Raw genomic sequence first — 15,140 nt, forward strand, 5'->3', positions numbered from 1 at the left:
ACAATGGGCGGGGTGGACGACAAGAGCCTGACCGAGAACAGCGCCGCCACCAACCGGACGAGCCTCTGGGGTGGCCGGTTCGCGGGTGGCCCCGCCGAGGCGCTCGCCCGACTGTCGGTGAGTGTGCAGTTCGACTGGCGCCTGGCCCCGTACGACATCGCCGGTTCCCGGGCGCACGCCCGGGTCCTCGCCGGCGCCGGCCTGCTCGACCCGGAGGAGCTGGGCCGGATGCTGGCCGCGCTGGACGACCTGGAGGCCGCCTGCGCCTCCGGCTCGTTCCGCCCCACCATCGACGACGAGGACGTGCACACCGCGCTGGAGCGGGGTCTGCTGGAGCGTCTCGGCAGCCTCGGTGGCAAGCTGCGCGCCGGCCGGTCCCGCAACGACCAGGTCGCCACCGACCTGCGGCTCTATCTGCGCGACCACGCCCGGGGCGTGGCCAGCCGCCTGGTCGAGCTGGCCGAGGCGCTGGTCGAGCAGGCCGAGCGGCACATCGACACCGCCGCGCCGGGCATGACCCACCTCCAGCACGCCCAGCCGGTCACCTTCGGGCACTGGCTGCTCGCCCACGTGCAGCCGCTGCTGCGCGATCTGGAGCGGCTGCGCGACTGGGACCACCGGGCGGCGATCAGCCCGCTCGGCGCGGGCGCCCTGGCCGGTTCCGGGCTCCCACTGGACCCGATGGCCGTGGCCAAGGAGCTGGGCTTCCGTACGTCGTTCGCCAACTCGATGGACGCCGTCGCCGACCGGGACTTCGTGGCCGAGTTCCTCTTCACCACCGCCCTGATCGGGGTGCACCTGTCCCGTCTCGGCGAGGAGGTGGTGCTCTGGACCTCGCACGAGTTCGGCTGGGTGGAGCTGGACGACTCCTTCGCCACCGGCTCGTCGATCATGCCGCAGAAGAAGAACGCGGACATCGCCGAGCTGGCCCGGGGCAAGTCGGGGCGTCTGGTCGGCGGCCTGATGACAGTGCTCACCATGCTCAAGGGCCTGCCGATGACCTACGACCGGGACATGCAGGAGGACAAGGAGCCGGCCTTCGACGCGGTCGACACGCTGGAGCTGCTGCTTCCCGCCCTGGCGGGAATGATCTCCACGATGACGGTCCGGGTGGACCGCCTCGTCGCCGCCGCCCCGGTCGGCTTCTCCCTCGCCACCGAGGTCGCCGACTGGCTGGTCCGACGCAACGTGCCGTTCCGCGACGCGCACGAGATCACCGGCCAGCTGGTGGCGCTCTGCGCGGCTCGGGAGTGCGAGCTGAACGACGTCTCCGACGAGGACCTGGCCACGATCAGCGGGCACCTCGACCCGTCGGTGCGGGACGTGCTCTCGGTCCGTTCGGCTCTCGCGGCCCGGACCACCCCCGGTTCCACCGGGCCTGGCCCGGTCGCCGACCAGCTCGCCGCCGCGGCGGACCGGCTGGCCAGCTGGCGGGAGTGGGCCGCCGAGCGGGTCGTTCCGCGCTGAGCTGCGCCGTGGCGTCGGCGCTGGCCGCCGGCGCCGCGGCGGTTCAGGCCGTCGGGCGCTCCCGCTTGGGGAGCTTGGCCACCACCATGTCATACGACGAGTCGACAGCCTCGGTCAGCTCCTCGTCGTCGATCCCGCCGTCCAGGCGCAGCGTGTTCCACCCGGACCGGCCGATGTAGGCCATCACGCTGGCGTCGTCGGGGTGCCGGTGCAGCCACTCGTCGGCCACCTCCCTGGTCGGCCCGCACTTGATGCCGACCGTCGGCTTGCCACTGTCGCTGCCGAGGAACGCGAAGATCCGGCCGCCCACCTTCACCACCTCGTCGCCCTCCCACGGCTGGTCCAGCCACGCTCCCGGCTTGGCCAGGCAGTACGCCAACATCTCCGCGCGCTCCATGGGTGCCTCCTCGTCGTGCGCACAGTGTGCCCGCCCAACCGCCGTCGCAGGCGCGGCGTGCCGATCCGGGCGTCGGTTCGGGACGCGCCGGATCAGCCGGTCTGCTCGGCCGAGCGGGAGGCGACCCGCTCGTAGCGCTGTCGGGCCGCCTGTGCGCTTCCCAGCCCCAGCCCGTACGCGATCGCCTGCCAGGTCAGCCCCCGGTCGCGGGCCAGCGTCAGCAGGCCGGCCTCCAGGGCGTCCAGTTCGGCGCGCACGTGTGGCAGCAGGGTCAGCGCGGCGGTGAGGTCGGCAGCGTCGACCGGTTCCTCGGCCGGCTCCCGCTCGGCTCCGCCCGCAGCCAGCGCGGTGACCAGGGCCACCGCCTCCCACGGGTCCAGTACGTGCGGGTGGGCCCAGCGCCCGCGCTGAGTTTCGGTGCCGGCGTGCCGCTCGCTGATGCGTTGCAGCGCCTCGTAGGTGCGGTGGGCGCGGGCGCGGGACGGGTCCGGCGCAGTGAACAGATTCTCGGTCGTCATATCCCGAGCACAGCCTATGAACGCGTTCTTGTCAACATTTTGTTGAAGCGTGGCGGCGCGGCTGGGCCGTGCCGCCACGCCCTGGGTCAGAGCGCCAACTCGAACCGGTGCTCGTCCGTGAGCGAGTTGCACAAGGCGTCACAGGAGTTCCCGGTCACCACGCCGAACGCCACGCCAGGAGCGAACGGGAGGTCCGTCGCGGTCACCGCGATCCGCACCCTCTGGGTGGTCCCGTCGCAGACCACCTTCCGGGTGGTCGTACCGGTCCGCATCGATTCCCCGATCGCCTGGGCGACCTTCACCGTCAGGTCGACCCCCGTCCTCTGCGAGCAGGTCAGGGTGATCGGGACGAAGACCGCCGCGCCACTGGCGTCGATCTTGCCGCTGCCGCTGAGCGCGACCGCCGTCAGCGGGGCGCCGTCGACTGCGGCAGCCGCCCGCAGCGGGGCGTTGGCGTTGGCCGACGGGGCGAGGACGAGCGAGGCGCCGGCCGCGGCCAGGACGATGGCGATGAGAGGTCGACGGATTCTGCGTACGGTCATTGTTGTTTCCCCTCCGGATGCGCCGTCGCGCCCTGCGACGGCACCCGTAACACCCGTCGGTCCCGAGGCGGGTTTCGGCTCCTGAAATGGCGAGACGGTGAACACCGGGTGGCCTCCGGTGACCCGGCCGGATCCGGCGGCGGGATGGCGGGCGGAACGCTGGGTACCGTTCGGGTCATGGACCTGTTGCCCGGTGACCCCACCACCGACGCCGATCTTGCGGTGCTGGCGGACCTGCTCGCCGGCCCACTGCTGCCGGCGGCGCGCGGGCTGCTGGGCTGCCGGTTGTACGCCGGCGGGGTCACCGCCCGGATCACCGAGGTCGAGGCGTACGCGGGAAGTGGCGGCGATCCCGCCTCGCACGCCCATCGGGGCCGCACCCCGCGCAACGCCGTGATGTTCGGCCCCGCCGGGTACGCCTACGTCTACTTCACCTACGGGATGCACTGGTGCGTGAACGTGGTCACCGGGGTCGAGGGGGAGGCCTCCGCCGTGCTGCTGCGCGCCGGTGAGGTGGTCGACGGGCTGGCCACGGCACGGGAGCGCCGGCCGGCCATCCGGCGCGACGTGGATCTGGCCCGTGGGCCCGCCCGGCTCTGCTCCGCGCTCGGCATCGACCGCGAGGCGTACGGGGCGTACCTGCTCGGTGACGGCCCGGTCCGCCTGCGCCCCCCGGCCCGGCCGGTGCCGCCGGAGACGGTGGTCGCGGGCCCCCGGGTCGGCGTGACCGGCGCGCACGACCTGCAGTGGCGGTTCTGGCTCGACGGCGACCCCACTGTCAGCGCGTACCGCCGGCACGTGCCCCGCATCCGGCGCTGAGCGCGCCCCCGGCGTGTGGGTGGCGGAGGTTGTCGGGGGGTGTGGCCATAATCACCGGACCTGCTCACCGACGGTTCGGAGGACGTCATGGCAACGCTGCTCGCGATCGGCACAGCCAAGGGATTGTTTCTCGCCACCAGCACCGACGACCGGCGCAGTTGGGAGATCACCGGTCCGCACTTTCCGATGACCGGTGTCTACGCGGTCGCTGTCGACACCCGTCGTTCCACCCCGCGGCTGCTCGCCGGCATGACCAGCTCACACTTCGGCCCCAGCGTCGCCACCAGCGACGACCTCGGCGCCTCCTGGGACGAGCCCGACCAGGCGCCGGTCGCGTTCCCGGCCGACACCGGCGTCTCCCTCGGGCGGGTCTGGCAGCTGATGCCGGCCGGCCCCGACGAGCCGGACGTCGTCTGGGCCGGCACCGAGCCCTCGGCACTGTTCAAGTCCACCGACGGCGGCCGCAGCTTCGAGCTGGTCCGTTCCCTCTGGGACCACCCGCACCGGCCCCAGTGGGAGGCCGGCTTCGGTGGTCAGGCCGTGCACACGGTGCTGCCGCACCCGCGTGACCCGGCTCGGCTGCTGGTCGCCATGTCCACCGGCGGGGTCTACCGCTCGGAGGACGCCGGGGCGAGTTGGGCGCCGGGCAACACCGGCATCCGCGCCTACTTCATGCCCGACGAGTGGCCGGAGTTCGGCCAGTGCGTGCACAAGGTCGCCCGGGACGCGGGCAACCCCGAGCGGCTCTACGCGCAGAACCACCACGGCGTCTACCGCTCCGATGACGACGGCCGCACCTGGTCCTCCATCGCCGATGGGCTGCCCAGCGACTTCGGCTTCCCGATGGTGGCCCACCCGGGGCGCGGCGGCATGGTGTGGACCTTCCCGTTGGTGGCCGACGGCGAGCGGTTCCCGACCGACCACCGCTGCCGGGTGTTCCGTTCCGCCGACGCCGGCGGCAAGTGGGAGCCGCTGTCGGTCGGGCTGCCCGAGGGCCCGTTCTATCCGGCGGTTCTCCGGGACGCGATGTGCGCCGACGACGCCAGCCCCGGTGGGGTCTACTTCGGCACCCGCTCCGGCTCGGTCTTCGCCAGCCGCGACGAGGGCGACTCCTGGTCGTCGGTCGCGGCGCACCTGCCCGATGTGCTCTGCGTTCGCGTCGCGGAGGTCTGAGCGTGGTCACCGTGCTGCTGCCCGGCCCGCTGCGCGGCGAGGCCGGGGGCGCGAGTCGGCTGAACGTCACCGCCGCCGGGACGCTGCGGGCGGTCCTGGACGAGATGGCCGTCGCGTACCCCCGGCTGGCCCGGCGCATCCGCGACGAGCGTGGCGAGCTGCGCCGCTACGTCAACGTCTTCGTGGACGGGGAAGACTGCCGGCACTCCGGCGGTCTGGCCACCCCGGTCAAGGACGGCGCTGAGGTGCAGGTGCTGCCCTCGGTGGCGGGCGGCTGACCGGGCCTCCGCCACCGAGGGGTTCTCCGACGCCATGTCCGGTTACGGGCGTGACCGGCGCCACTGCGAGACGTCCCACCGACGGAATAGTTGCGTCGTCAAATAAGTTGTGAGCTGCGTCCGGGTACCACGACGGCACCCGGTTGACACGCGAGGAGCTGGTCATGCAGTTCGGAATCTTCACCGTCGGTGACGTCACTGTCGATCCGACCACCGGCCAGGAGCCGACCGAGCATGAGCGGATCAAGGCGATGGTCGCGATCGCGGTGAAGGCCGAGGAGGTCGGTCTGGACGTCTTCGCCACCGGCGAGCACCACAACCCGCCGTTCGTGCCGTCGTCACCGACCACCATGCTCGGCTACATCGCGGCGCGCACCGAGCGGCTGCTGCTGTCCACCGCCACCACGCTGATCACCACCAACGACCCGGTGAAGATCGCCGAGGACTACGCGATGCTCCAGCACCTCTCCGGCGGGCGGGTGGACCTCATGATGGGCCGCGGCAACACCGGCCCGGTCTACCCGTGGTTCGGCAAGGACATCCGCGCCGGCATCCCCCTGGCCATCGAGAGCTACGACCTGCTGCACCGGCTGTGGCGCGAGGACGTGGTCGACTGGAAGGGCAAGTACCGCACCCCGTTGCAGTCGTTCACGTCGACGCCGCGCCCGCTCGACGGCTTGCCCCCGTTCGTCTGGCACGGCTCGATCCGCAGCCCGGAGATCGCCGAGCAGGCCGCGTACTACGGCGACGGCTTCTTCGCCAACCACATCTTCTGGCCCAAGGAGCACACCCAGCGGATGATCGCGCTCTACCGCCAGCGGTACGCGCACTACGGCCACGGCTCCGCCGACCAGGCGATCGTCGGCCTCGGTGGGCAGGTCTTCATGCGCCGCAACTCGCAGGACGCGGTCCGGGAGTTCCGGCCCTACTTCGACAACGCCCCGGTCTACGGGCACGGGCCGTCGCTGGAGGAGTTCACCCGGGAGACCCCGCTGACAGTGGGCAGCCCGCAGCAGGTCATCGACCGCACCCTCGGCTTCCGCGATTACGTCGGTGACTACCAGCGGCAGCTGTTCCTGATGGACCACGCCGGGTTGCCGCTGAAGACCGTGCTGGAGCAGCTCGACCTGCTCGGCGAGGAGGTCGTGCCGGTGCTGCGCAAGGAGTTCGCCGCGCTGCGTCCGGCGCACGTGCCGGCGGCGCCGACGCACGCCTCGCTCATCGCCGCCGCGGGCGGCGCCAAGGACAGCACCGTGCACGCCGTCGACGACGTGACGGGCAAGGCGCCGGAGGGGGCGACCCGATGACCCGCCGCACCCTGGCCGTCGTCTCGGCGGGGCTGAGCCAGCCCTCGTCGACCCGGCTGCTCGCCGACCAGCTCGCCGCGGCCACCCGCGACGAGGTGGTCCGGCGCGGCTCCGACGTGGAGCTGCACGTCGTCGACCTGCGCGAGTACGCCCACGACGTGGTGAACAACATGCTCACCGGGTTCGCGCCGGCAGCGCTGCGCGAGGTCGTCGACACGGTGACCGGGGCGGACGGGCTGATCGCCGTCACCCCGATCTTCAGCGCCTCGTACAACGGGCTGTTCAAGTCCTTCTTCGACGTGTTGGATTCCGAGTCGCTGGTCGACCGGCCGGTGCTGATCGGCGCGACCGGCGGCACCGCCCGGCACTCGTTGGCACTGGAACACGCCGTCCGCCCGATGTTCGCCTACCTCCGGTCGGTGGTCGTCCCGACCGCTGTCTTCGCCGCCCCGGAGGACTGGTCCGACGGCACCGCTGACGGCGCGTTGCGCGCGCGGATCCGGCGCGCCGCCGGGGAGCTGGCCGACCAGATCGAGCGCCGGCCACCGGCCACCGGGCCGGCCGACCCGTTCGCCCTCACCACCGACTTCCTGCAGATGCTCGGCCGAGGTGACGGCGCGCCGGTCAGCTGACCGGGTGGGCGACCAGCACCGGGCAGTGCGCGTGCTGGATCGCCGCCTGACTGACCGACCCGAGCAACAGACCGGCGAACCCGGCCCGGCCCCGGGTGCCCACGACCAGCAGCGACGCCATGCCGCTGGCCTCGACGAGCCCCTGGGCCGCGCCGGCCGCCCGGACCGGATGCTCACGCACCACCAGGTCGGGGTGTTCGGCGCGCGCCGCGGCCGAGGCGTCGGCCAGGAGTCGCACCGCCTCGGCCTGGTGCGCGGCCTGCGACTCCTCGACCTCCTCGGGCACCGTCCGGTCCCCGTCCGGAGGGCCGACGTGCACCAGCACCAGCGGCACGTCCCGCAGCGCCGCCTCGTCGGCGCCGAGGCCCACGGCGAGTCGGGACGGCTCGGACCCGTCCACGCCCACCAGCACCGGGCCGTCCACCGGGATCGGCTGCTCGTCCGGGCGGACCACCAGCACCGGGCAGTGCGCGTGCGCGGCCACCTGCGCGCCGACGGAGCCGAGCAGCAGCCCGGTGAACCCGCCCAGGCCACGGCTGCCCACCACTACCAGCTCGGCCCGCCGGGACTCCTCGATCACTGTGGCCCCCGGGCCGCCGAGGACCTGGCGCACCTCGACGGCGAGGCCGGGCCACCGACCGGTCAGCTCGGCCGCCGTGCGCTCCAACATCTGCTGCGCCTCCTCGGACGGCGCCGGCACCCCGAGGTCGTACGGGTTGAGCGGCACCCCGTAGCCGGCCGGATGCAGGTAGCCGTGCACCAGGAGCAGCGGTCGGGACCGGAGCAGGGCGGCCCGCGCCGCGTGTTCGGCGGCGACGAGGCTGGACGGCGATCCGTCCACGCCCACCACGACAGGTCGGTTCATCCGCGCTCCCTGGGTCGGTCAGGTCATTGTCGACCGCTCGGCCGCGCCGCAACGGCCGGACGCGCCGGTCCCGGCGGCGCGTCGACTTGGCACTTGCACGTAATTACGTATGTTCGTAGTATCGACGTATGGACACCGTGGAAGACCGGCTCGCCGCGCTGGAGGCACAGGTTGCCGCGTTGAGCGAACGGCTCGCCACCGCACCGCCGACGCCGCCCGCGCCCGAGGGCACCTTCTGGGCGCTCGACGGCCTCAAACAGCGTCTGCCACCCGACGGGACGGGCGCGGTGCTCTACACCGGCACCGTCCGCGTCGCCGGCCAGCACTACGACTGGCAGTACGGCCGCACTGTCGACGACCTGCTCGCCGCCGACTGGACGGAGCTGGCCAGCACCCTCTCCGCGTTGGCCCACCCGGTGCGGCTGCGGTTGCTGCGGGAGATCATCGGCGGCCGGCAGAGCACCAGCGAGCTGGCCGAGATCGAGGAGTTGGGCACCACCGGCCAACTGCATCACCACCTGCGCCAGATCACCGCCGCCGGTTGGCTGCGCAGCGCCGGCCGAGGTCGGTACGCGGTTCCCGCCGAACGCGTGGTGCCGCTGCTGGCCATCCTCACCGCCGCTGGCCGCTGAGCACACGCGGCTCGGCCGCCCATCCGACGATCCCATCTGAGGAGCCACCATGCGCCGGACGACAGTCACCACCCTCCTCATCGCACTGATCGCCGGCCTGGTCGGGGTGGCGTTGATGCCTCGGGTGCCCCGGCTCGGCGCGCAGACCACCGGCGATCACGATCTGGCCGCCGCCGCACGGTCGGCCACGCCCGATCCGTCGGGGCGCCGTGGGCTTGCCGTGGCCCTGGTCGAGAACGGCCGGATCCGCACCGCCGGCCTGGGTGACCGGGACCCCGCCGGTCAGCCCGTCGAGCCCGGCACCCCGTTCGAGATCGGCTCGGTCACCAAGGCGCTCACCGGCATGCTCCTTGCCGACCAGGTCGCCGCCGGTGTCGTCGGCCCCGACGACCGGCTCGGCAGCGCCTGGCCCGAGGTCACCGGCCCCGCACGCGACGTCACGCTCGCCGAACTCGCCAGCCACCGCGCCGGCCTGCCCCGGCTCGCCCCCGGCTCGCCGCTGGGGTGGGCACGCATCCTCTGGTCCAACGTCTCCGGCGGAAACCCCTACGCCGGGCAGGGCGTCGACACCATCCGCAGCGCCGCCGACCGGGTCAGCACCGACGACGACGAGCGCGGCGAGGTCCACTACTCCAACCTCGGGCCGTCAGTGCTCGGTCACGCCCTCGCCGCGAAGGCCGGCGTCGCGTACCCCGAGTTGCTGCACGCCCGGCTGCTCGGGCCGCTCGGCATGACGGCCACCGTCGTCGCCACCCGCGACGACGACCTGCCGGCCGGCCGCGCCCAGGGCAGCCGGGCCGGCGGCCGGCCGCTCGAAGCGTGGGCGGGAGCCGGTTACGCGCCGGCCGGTGCCGGGCCCCTGGTCCACGGCGGAGGACCTCGGCCGGCTGCTCGCCGCGACCCTCGCCGGCACCGCGCCCGGCGCAGACGCCGCCACCGCCCGCTTCCGCGAGGACGACGACACCCGCATCGGGTACGGCTGGTTCACGACCCGGCACGGCGATCGCGAGGTGGTCTGGCACAACGGCGCTACCGGCGGGTTCCGGTCCTACGTGGGCTTCGAGCGGGCCACCGGCCGTGCTGTGGTGGTGCTCGGCAACACCGACAAGGGCGTCGAGCCGATCGGGCTGCGGCTGCTCGGGATGCCACAGAGGGAGGCCGACTCAGCGGCGTCGATGGTGCTGCCGTGGATCGGCGCCGGTCTCGCGGTGGCCTTCACCTTCCTCGGCGGCCTCTCCCTGCTCGGCACCGCCCGCCGTCGCCAACTGGACCAGGTGACGCTGCTGGCGGCGGCGGTCTGGGCGTTCGCCTATCTGGGATTGGGGCACCGGTTGGGGGACTGGTCGGTGGTGCCGGCCTGGCTGTGGCCGCTCGGGGCCGGCCTGTCGGCGGCGGGGGTGGCCCTGGCGGCGACCCGGTGGCGCACCCTGCCGATGGTCGACGCGCAGGTGCCGTGGCGTCGACTGCTGTCGGTGGCGAGCTCCCTGGGCGCCGCCGTGCTGGCGGTCGTCGCCGTCGCCGGCTGACTCCGCGCCGCCGCCTCGTGTCACAGCCGTTGCGTACCCTCGGCCAATGACCTCCGATCCGCTGCTGCGTCCGGTCCGTGAGGACGACCTCGTCGAGTTCTTCCTGCACCAGCAGGACCCGGAGGCCAACCGGATGGCGGCGTTCGGCCCCAAGGACCCGTCCGACCGTCGGGAGTTCGCCGCACACTGGGCCCGGGTGCTCACCAACCCGGCGAACCTGGTCCGCACCGTCGAGGTCGACGGCGAGGTCGTCGGCTACGTGAGCGCTTTCCCGGCCGAGGGGCGGACCGAGGTCAGCTACTGGATCGACCCGGAGCGCTGGGGTCGGGGTCACGCCACGGCGGCCCTGGCCGCCCTGCTGCGCGAGCTGCCCCGCCCGGTGTACGCCCGCGCCGCCAAGGACAACGCCGCCTCCCTCGCGGTGCTCCGCAAGTGCGGGTTCGGTGTGGTCGGTGAAGACTCGGGGTACGCCAACGGCCGCGGCGAAGACGTCGAGGAGTGGCTGCTCGAGCTGCCCGCCGACGGCCCTGACCTGGGCGGGCACTAGTCTCGCGGCGTGAACTGGTTGGATCTCGTCGGCTGGGCCGGCTCCGCGGTGCTGGTCTGGTCGCTGCTGCAGTCGCGCATCCTGCGGTTGCGGGCGCTCAACCTCATCGGCTGCTTCGTGCTGATCGGCTACAACGCCGCGATCGAGGTCTGGCCCGGCGTCGGGCTCAACGTCGTGCTCGCGGTGATCAACATCTGGTACCTGCGCGGGATGCTCGCCACCCGGCACGACGAGAAGACCTACCAGGTGGTGGAGGTCGGCGTCGGCGACCAGTTCCTCGCGCACACGCTGCGGGTGCACGCCGCCGACATCGCCCGGTTCAACCCCGGCTTCCACTGGGACCCGGACGCGTCGGGGCGCTCGGCGTTCCTCGTGGTCACTGCCGACGAGGTGGTCGGGGTGGTGCTGTCGCACGCCGAGGCGTCCGGCGTCGCCCAGATCGACCTGGACTACGTGACCCCGAAGTTCCGTGACTTCACCCCGGGCGAGTTCGTCTACCGGCGCAGCCACCTGTTCACCGAACGGGGCTTCCACCGGGTGGTCAGCCCGCCCCGGATGGTCGCCCCCTACTACCACCGGCTCGGCTTCCGCCCGGAGGGCGACTCGTACGTCCTCGACCTGCCGGCGTCACCGACGTCCCAGTCGGCGTAGCGTCACGGAAGCCCCAGTCGGCGTAGCGTCACGGACGCCCCAGTCGGCGTAGCGTCACGGACGCCCCAGTCGGCGTAGCGTCGCCGGGGCAGGATTCGGCCGGCGTCGGACGGGGCAAAGGAACGCCTACGCCGGGCGGGCTCGCCGACCGGCCGGTGCCGCGCGTAGCGGCCGGTGCCACCACCACGAGGGAGCGAACCGGGCGTGCAGAGCTACGGGAGCCAACTGGCCCTGGTCGGAGTCCTGGTCGTGATCAACGCGCTCTTCGCGGGCAGCGAGATGGCGTTGGTGTCGCTGCGAGACAGCCAGATCCAGCGGTTGGAGCGCACCAGCCGCGCCGGACGGGTGCTGGCCCGGCTCGCCAAGGACCCGAACCGCTTCCTGGCCACCATCCAGATCGGCATCACCCTCGCCGGTTTCCTGGCCTCCGCCGCCGCGGCGGTCTCGCTGGCCAAACCCCTGGTCCCGCTGCTCGGGGTGTTCGGCGGCGCCGCCGAGACGGCGGCGATCGTGGTGGTCACCCTCGCGCTGACCTTCGTCACCCTGGTCTTCGGTGAGCTGGCGCCCAAGCGGATCGCCATGCAGTCCGCCGAGCGGTGGGCGCTGCTGGTGGCCCGCCCACTCGACCTGCTCGCCAGCCTCACCCGGCCAGCCGTCTGGGCGCTCGGCGCCACCAGCGACGTGGTGGTCCGCCTGGCCGGGCTCAATCCCAAACACCAGCCGGAGGAGATCGGCCCGGACGAGCTGCGCGACATCGTCGCCGGCAACCACGGCTTCACCAAGGAGCAGCGCATCATCATCGCGGGCGCCGTCGAGATCGCCGACCGGCGGTTGCGGGCTGTCCTCGTACCCCGGTTGCAGGTCTTCACGCTCGACAGCGGGACCACAGCGGAGGCCGCGCGACTCGTGCTGGCCGCCACCGGGCACTCCCGGGCTCCGGTCGTGCGCCACGGCGGCCTGGACGACACGGCCGGAGTGATCCACCTGCGTGACCTGGTGGGCGTGCCCGACGACCGCCCGGTCGACGAGATCGCCCGACCGCCGATGCTGCTGCCCGATTCGCTACCGGTGGTGGACGCGTTGCGCCAGTTCAAGGCCGAGCGTCAGCACATCGCGCTCGTCGTGGACGAGCGCGGCGCCGTCGACGGCATCGTGACGCTGGAGGACATCCTGGAGGAGATCGTCGGCGAGATCTACGACGAGACCGACCGGGATGTGCGCTCGGTGCGGCGCGACCCCGACGGCGCGCTGCTGCTGCCCGGCACCTTCCCGGTGCACGACCTCCCGGACATCGGCGTCGAGCTGCCGTCGCGCCCGGATGGCGACTACACCACCGTCGCCGGGCTGGTGCTGGCCCGGCTCGGACACATCCCCACCGTCGCCGGGGAGGACGTCACGCTGGACGGTTGGGTGCTGGTGGTTGCTGGCATCGACCACCGGGCGATCACCGAGGTACGGGTCAGCCGCGTACCCGATGAAGCCGACGGCGACGCCGACACCGACCAGGCCGCGGAGCCGGTGCTGGACGAGGCGCGCAGTTGATCCGTCCGGCGAGTCCCGTGGCTCAGGCGGGCGAGAGGTTCTGCAGCCGGACCTGACCACGGGCCACCAGCCGCTCGTCGGCATCGGTGATCTCCACCTGCCACAGCTGCTGGCTGCGGCCCCGGTGCACGGGGGTGCCGACCGCCCTCAGCTCGCCGTCCCGGACGGCCCGCAGGAAGTCGGTCTGGTTCGACACCCCGACCACTGTGCCCCGGTCGGCCAGCCAGAGGGAGCCGCCCACGCTGGCCGCGGTCTCCACGACCGAGCAGTACACCCCGCCGTGCTGGATGCCGAACGGCTGGTGCAGCTCCGGGCGGACCTGCCAGCTGATGACCACCCGGTCGGCGCTGGCCTCCTCGAACGTGAGGCCGAGCAGGGCGACGAAACCGCCCGTCAGATCCGGAATCTCCATGGCAAATCCCTCCTCGATCAGCGGGGCGCAAGCCTAGCCGGGCGGGTTGCGCCAAACCCGGTACGGGTCGGTGCCGGGGATGGGGGAGAATCGGTGACCGTGACCGACAGCAGCCCTCCGCCGCCCGGGCGGGACTCCCTGACCGACGACCTGCTCTGGCGTGGCCTGATACAGGACTCGACCGGCCTCGACGAGCTGCGCGAGCTGCTCGACAGCGGGACTGCCGCCACCTATTACGTGGGCTTCGACCCCACCGCCCCGAGCCTTCACGTCGGCAACCTCATGCAGGTCACCACGGCCCGCCGGCTGCAACTCGCCGGCCACCGCCCGTTGCTGCTTGTTGGTGGGGCGACAGGGCAGATCGGTGACCCGAAGGAGAGCGCCGAACGGACCCTCAACCCGCCCGACGTGATCGCCGGATGGGTCGAGCGCATCCGTGACCAGCTCGCGCCGTTCGTGTCGTACTCCGGCGAGAACGCGGCCCAGTTGGTCAACAACCTGGAGTGGACCGGCGAGATGTCGGTGGTCGAGTTCCTCCGCGACGTGGGCAAACACTTCCCGGTGAACAAGATGCTCGCGCGGGAGGTGGTGCGGGCCCGCCTGGAGACCGGCATCAGCTTCACCGAGTTCAGCTACCAGTTGCTTCAGGGCAACGACTTCTTCGAGCTGCACCGCCGGCACGGCTGTCAGCTCCAGTTCGGTGGCTCCGACCAGTGGGGCAACATCACCGCTGGCGTCGACTACGTACGCCGGCGGGGCGCAGGGCCGGTGCAGGCGTTCACGACGCCGCTCGTCACCAAGTCCGACGGCACGAAGTTCGGCAAGAGCGAGGGCGGCGCCGTCTGGCTCGACCCCACGATGACCAGCCCGTACGCCTTTTACCAGTTCTGGCTCAACGTCGAGGACCAGGAGGTGGACCGCTACCTGCGGTACTTCAGCTTCCGGACCCGGGATGAGCTGGAAGAGCTGGCCAAGGCGACCGCCGAACGGCCGGCGGCCCGGTTGGCGCAGCGGGCGCTCGCCGAGGAGCTGACCACCCTGGTGCACGGCGCCGACGAGACCCGACAGGCGATCGCCGCGAGCCAGGCGCTCTTCGGCCGCGGATCGTTGGACGAGCTGGCGCCGGAAACCCTGCGCGCGGCCCTGACGGAGGCGGGTCTCGTACGCCTCTCCGGCGAATTGCCGGATGTGGCGGGTCTGCTGCGCGACTCCGGTCTGGTCAGTGGCCTCAAGGAGGCCCGTCGGGTGATCGCCGAGGGCGGCGCCTACGTCAACAACAACCGGGTGACCGCTGTGGACGCCGGGGTGTCGCCGGCCGACCTGCTGCATGGGCGATACCTGGTGCTGCGCCGAGGAAAACGTTCGTTCGCGGGCGTTGAGCTGGGCGAATAGCCGCCTGTCGACGATGTGACGGGGGACGCGTCCGGCGGATTTGACGATCATCCCGCCGGACGCGTAACTTTCTCTCTGCCAGCGCGGAACGGACGAAACAGGCGAAAGCCCAAAACGGCCGGAGCGCAGGTCAACGGCCTGGGGGTCGGGTGGGTACGCCTACCGGAGCCCCCAACCGGGAGGTGCCACCAGAAACGCCGCGAGGCGGATTTGGCGCGGCGAAACCGACCGGGTATGGTTACGAACCGGTAGGGCACCGGGCGGGTCGCGGGAAACCGCGACGGCCGGCCTACCGAATCCATGACGAGAACGGCGCAAGCCGGTTACGACATGGTGCCCGCATTATCGGGTGAAGCACGACGAACCGCGAGATATCGGTTTGACACGGCGGAAACGAGCGGGTAACGTAGTAAAAGTGCCTGGCGCTGAAAGCGTCGGGG

General features: G+C 72.3%; 17 protein-coding genes and 2 pseudogenes. 13 read left to right on the top strand and 6 right to left on the bottom strand.

Annotated elements, in window-relative coordinates; all coding sequences use genetic code 11:
- Nucleotides 1-3 precede the first annotated feature (3 nt).
- A complete protein-coding gene (argH, locus tag ABZS40_RS24410; RefSeq protein WP_354945744.1) occupies nucleotides 4-1,467 on the top strand; it encodes an argininosuccinate lyase in 1,464 nt (487 codons plus the stop codon).
- Between the two features lie 43 nt (nucleotides 1,468-1,510).
- Here the strand turns inward: argH and ABZS40_RS24415 are convergent, their stop codons facing one another.
- The 3 genes from ABZS40_RS24415 to ABZS40_RS24425 form a co-directional block, all read right to left on the bottom strand.
- On the bottom strand, nucleotides 1,511-1,864 hold the full coding sequence (locus tag ABZS40_RS24415) for an MmcQ/YjbR family DNA-binding protein (protein ID WP_124818781.1): 354 nt from the start codon (nucleotides 1,862-1,864) through the stop codon (nucleotides 1,511-1,513).
- 92 nt (nucleotides 1,865-1,956) lie between these two features.
- Nucleotides 1,957-2,382 carry a DNA-binding protein gene (locus ABZS40_RS24420; protein WP_354945721.1) on the bottom strand — a complete coding sequence of 142 codons (426 nt, stop codon included), beginning with the start codon at nucleotides 2,380-2,382 and terminating at the stop codon, nucleotides 1,957-1,959.
- A gap of 86 nt (nucleotides 2,383-2,468) precedes the next feature.
- Entirely contained in the window at nucleotides 2,469-2,924 is a 456-nt protein-coding gene (locus ABZS40_RS24425; RefSeq protein ID WP_354945722.1) for a hypothetical protein, read from the bottom strand.
- A 177-nt stretch (nucleotides 2,925-3,101) separates the two neighbouring features.
- On the opposite strand from ABZS40_RS24425, the gene ABZS40_RS24430 reads away from it, so the two are divergent.
- The 5 genes from ABZS40_RS24430 (at nucleotide 3,102) to ABZS40_RS24450 (ending at nucleotide 7,133) form a co-directional block, all read left to right on the top strand.
- A complete protein-coding gene (locus ABZS40_RS24430; RefSeq protein WP_354945723.1) occupies nucleotides 3,102-3,743 on the top strand; it encodes a DNA-3-methyladenine glycosylase in 642 nt (213 codons plus the stop codon).
- Nucleotides 3,744-3,830: 87 nt separating this feature from the next.
- Entirely contained in the window at nucleotides 3,831-4,916 is a 1,086-nt protein-coding gene (locus ABZS40_RS24435) for an exo-alpha-sialidase (RefSeq protein WP_354945724.1), read from the top strand.
- Between the two features lie 2 nt (nucleotides 4,917-4,918).
- Nucleotides 4,919-5,194 (top strand): ubiquitin-like small modifier protein 1, encoded by a 276-nt coding sequence (locus ABZS40_RS24440; protein ID WP_354945725.1) that lies wholly within the window; start codon nucleotides 4,919-4,921, stop codon nucleotides 5,192-5,194.
- 164 nt (nucleotides 5,195-5,358) lie between these two features.
- Entirely contained in the window at nucleotides 5,359-6,501 is a 1,143-nt protein-coding gene (locus ABZS40_RS24445) for an LLM class flavin-dependent oxidoreductase (RefSeq protein WP_354945726.1), read from the top strand.
- On the top strand, nucleotides 6,498-7,133 hold the full coding sequence (locus ABZS40_RS24450) for an FMN reductase (RefSeq protein ID WP_354945728.1): 636 nt from the start codon (nucleotides 6,498-6,500) through the stop codon (nucleotides 7,131-7,133). Before ABZS40_RS24445 ends, ABZS40_RS24450 begins: the two co-directional genes overlap by 4 nt.
- Here the strand turns inward: ABZS40_RS24450 and ABZS40_RS24455 are convergent.
- Entirely contained in the window at nucleotides 7,126-7,998 is an 873-nt protein-coding gene (locus ABZS40_RS24455; RefSeq protein ID WP_354945730.1) for a universal stress protein, read from the bottom strand. The two genes, ABZS40_RS24450 and ABZS40_RS24455, sit on opposite strands and share 8 nt — an antisense overlap.
- Nucleotides 7,999-8,126: 128 nt before the next feature.
- On the opposite strand from ABZS40_RS24455, the gene ABZS40_RS24460 reads away from it, so the two are divergent.
- Nucleotides 8,127-8,630: a helix-turn-helix domain-containing protein gene (locus ABZS40_RS24460; protein ID WP_354945731.1), complete on the top strand. Its 504-nt coding sequence runs from the start codon at nucleotides 8,127-8,129 to the stop codon at nucleotides 8,628-8,630.
- 115 nt (nucleotides 8,631-8,745) lie between these two features.
- Nucleotides 8,746-9,327, top strand: a pseudogene (locus ABZS40_RS24465) (serine hydrolase domain-containing protein); the annotation flags it as partial.
- Here ABZS40_RS24465 and ABZS40_RS24470 read toward each other — a convergent pair.
- Complete coding sequence (locus ABZS40_RS24470) at nucleotides 9,277-9,498, bottom strand: hypothetical protein (RefSeq protein ID WP_354945748.1); 222 nt, start codon at nucleotides 9,496-9,498, stop codon at nucleotides 9,277-9,279. The pseudogene ABZS40_RS24465 and the gene ABZS40_RS24470 sit on opposite strands and share 51 nt — an antisense overlap.
- Here ABZS40_RS24470 and ABZS40_RS24475 point away from each other — a divergent pair.
- The 4 genes and pseudogenes from ABZS40_RS24475 to ABZS40_RS24490 all read left to right on the top strand — a co-directional run.
- A pseudogene (locus tag ABZS40_RS24475) lies at nucleotides 9,461-10,156 on the top strand (serine hydrolase); the annotation flags it as partial. The gene ABZS40_RS24470 and the pseudogene ABZS40_RS24475 overlap by 38 nt on opposite strands.
- Nucleotides 10,157-10,202: 46 nt before the next feature.
- Nucleotides 10,203-10,703, top strand: a complete 501-nt coding sequence (locus ABZS40_RS24480; RefSeq protein WP_354945733.1) for a GNAT family N-acetyltransferase — start codon at nucleotides 10,203-10,205, stop codon at nucleotides 10,701-10,703.
- Between the two features lie 9 nt (nucleotides 10,704-10,712).
- The gene (locus tag ABZS40_RS24485) at nucleotides 10,713-11,354 is read left to right on the top strand and encodes a hypothetical protein (protein ID WP_354945734.1); all 642 of its coding nucleotides are present in this window, start codon (nucleotides 10,713-10,715) and stop codon (nucleotides 11,352-11,354) included.
- A gap of 204 nt (nucleotides 11,355-11,558) precedes the next feature.
- The gene (locus ABZS40_RS24490) at nucleotides 11,559-12,896 is read left to right on the top strand and encodes a hemolysin family protein (RefSeq protein ID WP_354945735.1); all 1,338 of its coding nucleotides are present in this window, start codon (nucleotides 11,559-11,561) and stop codon (nucleotides 12,894-12,896) included.
- A 22-nt stretch (nucleotides 12,897-12,918) separates the two neighbouring features.
- Here the strand turns inward: ABZS40_RS24490 and ABZS40_RS24495 are convergent, their stop codons facing one another.
- Complete coding sequence (locus ABZS40_RS24495) at nucleotides 12,919-13,308, bottom strand: PaaI family thioesterase (protein ID WP_354945736.1); 390 nt, start codon at nucleotides 13,306-13,308, stop codon at nucleotides 12,919-12,921.
- A gap of 99 nt (nucleotides 13,309-13,407) precedes the next feature.
- On the opposite strand from ABZS40_RS24495, the gene tyrS reads away from it, so the two are divergent.
- The gene (tyrS, locus tag ABZS40_RS24500) at nucleotides 13,408-14,700 is read left to right on the top strand and encodes a tyrosine--tRNA ligase (protein WP_354945746.1); all 1,293 of its coding nucleotides are present in this window, start codon (nucleotides 13,408-13,410) and stop codon (nucleotides 14,698-14,700) included.
- Nucleotides 14,701-15,140 lie beyond the last annotated feature (440 nt).

It is taken from the genome of Micromonospora sp. NPDC005324 (genome assembly GCF_040607155.1).
Classification (GTDB): Bacteria; Actinomycetota; Actinomycetes; order Mycobacteriales; family Micromonosporaceae; genus Micromonospora; species Micromonospora trifolii.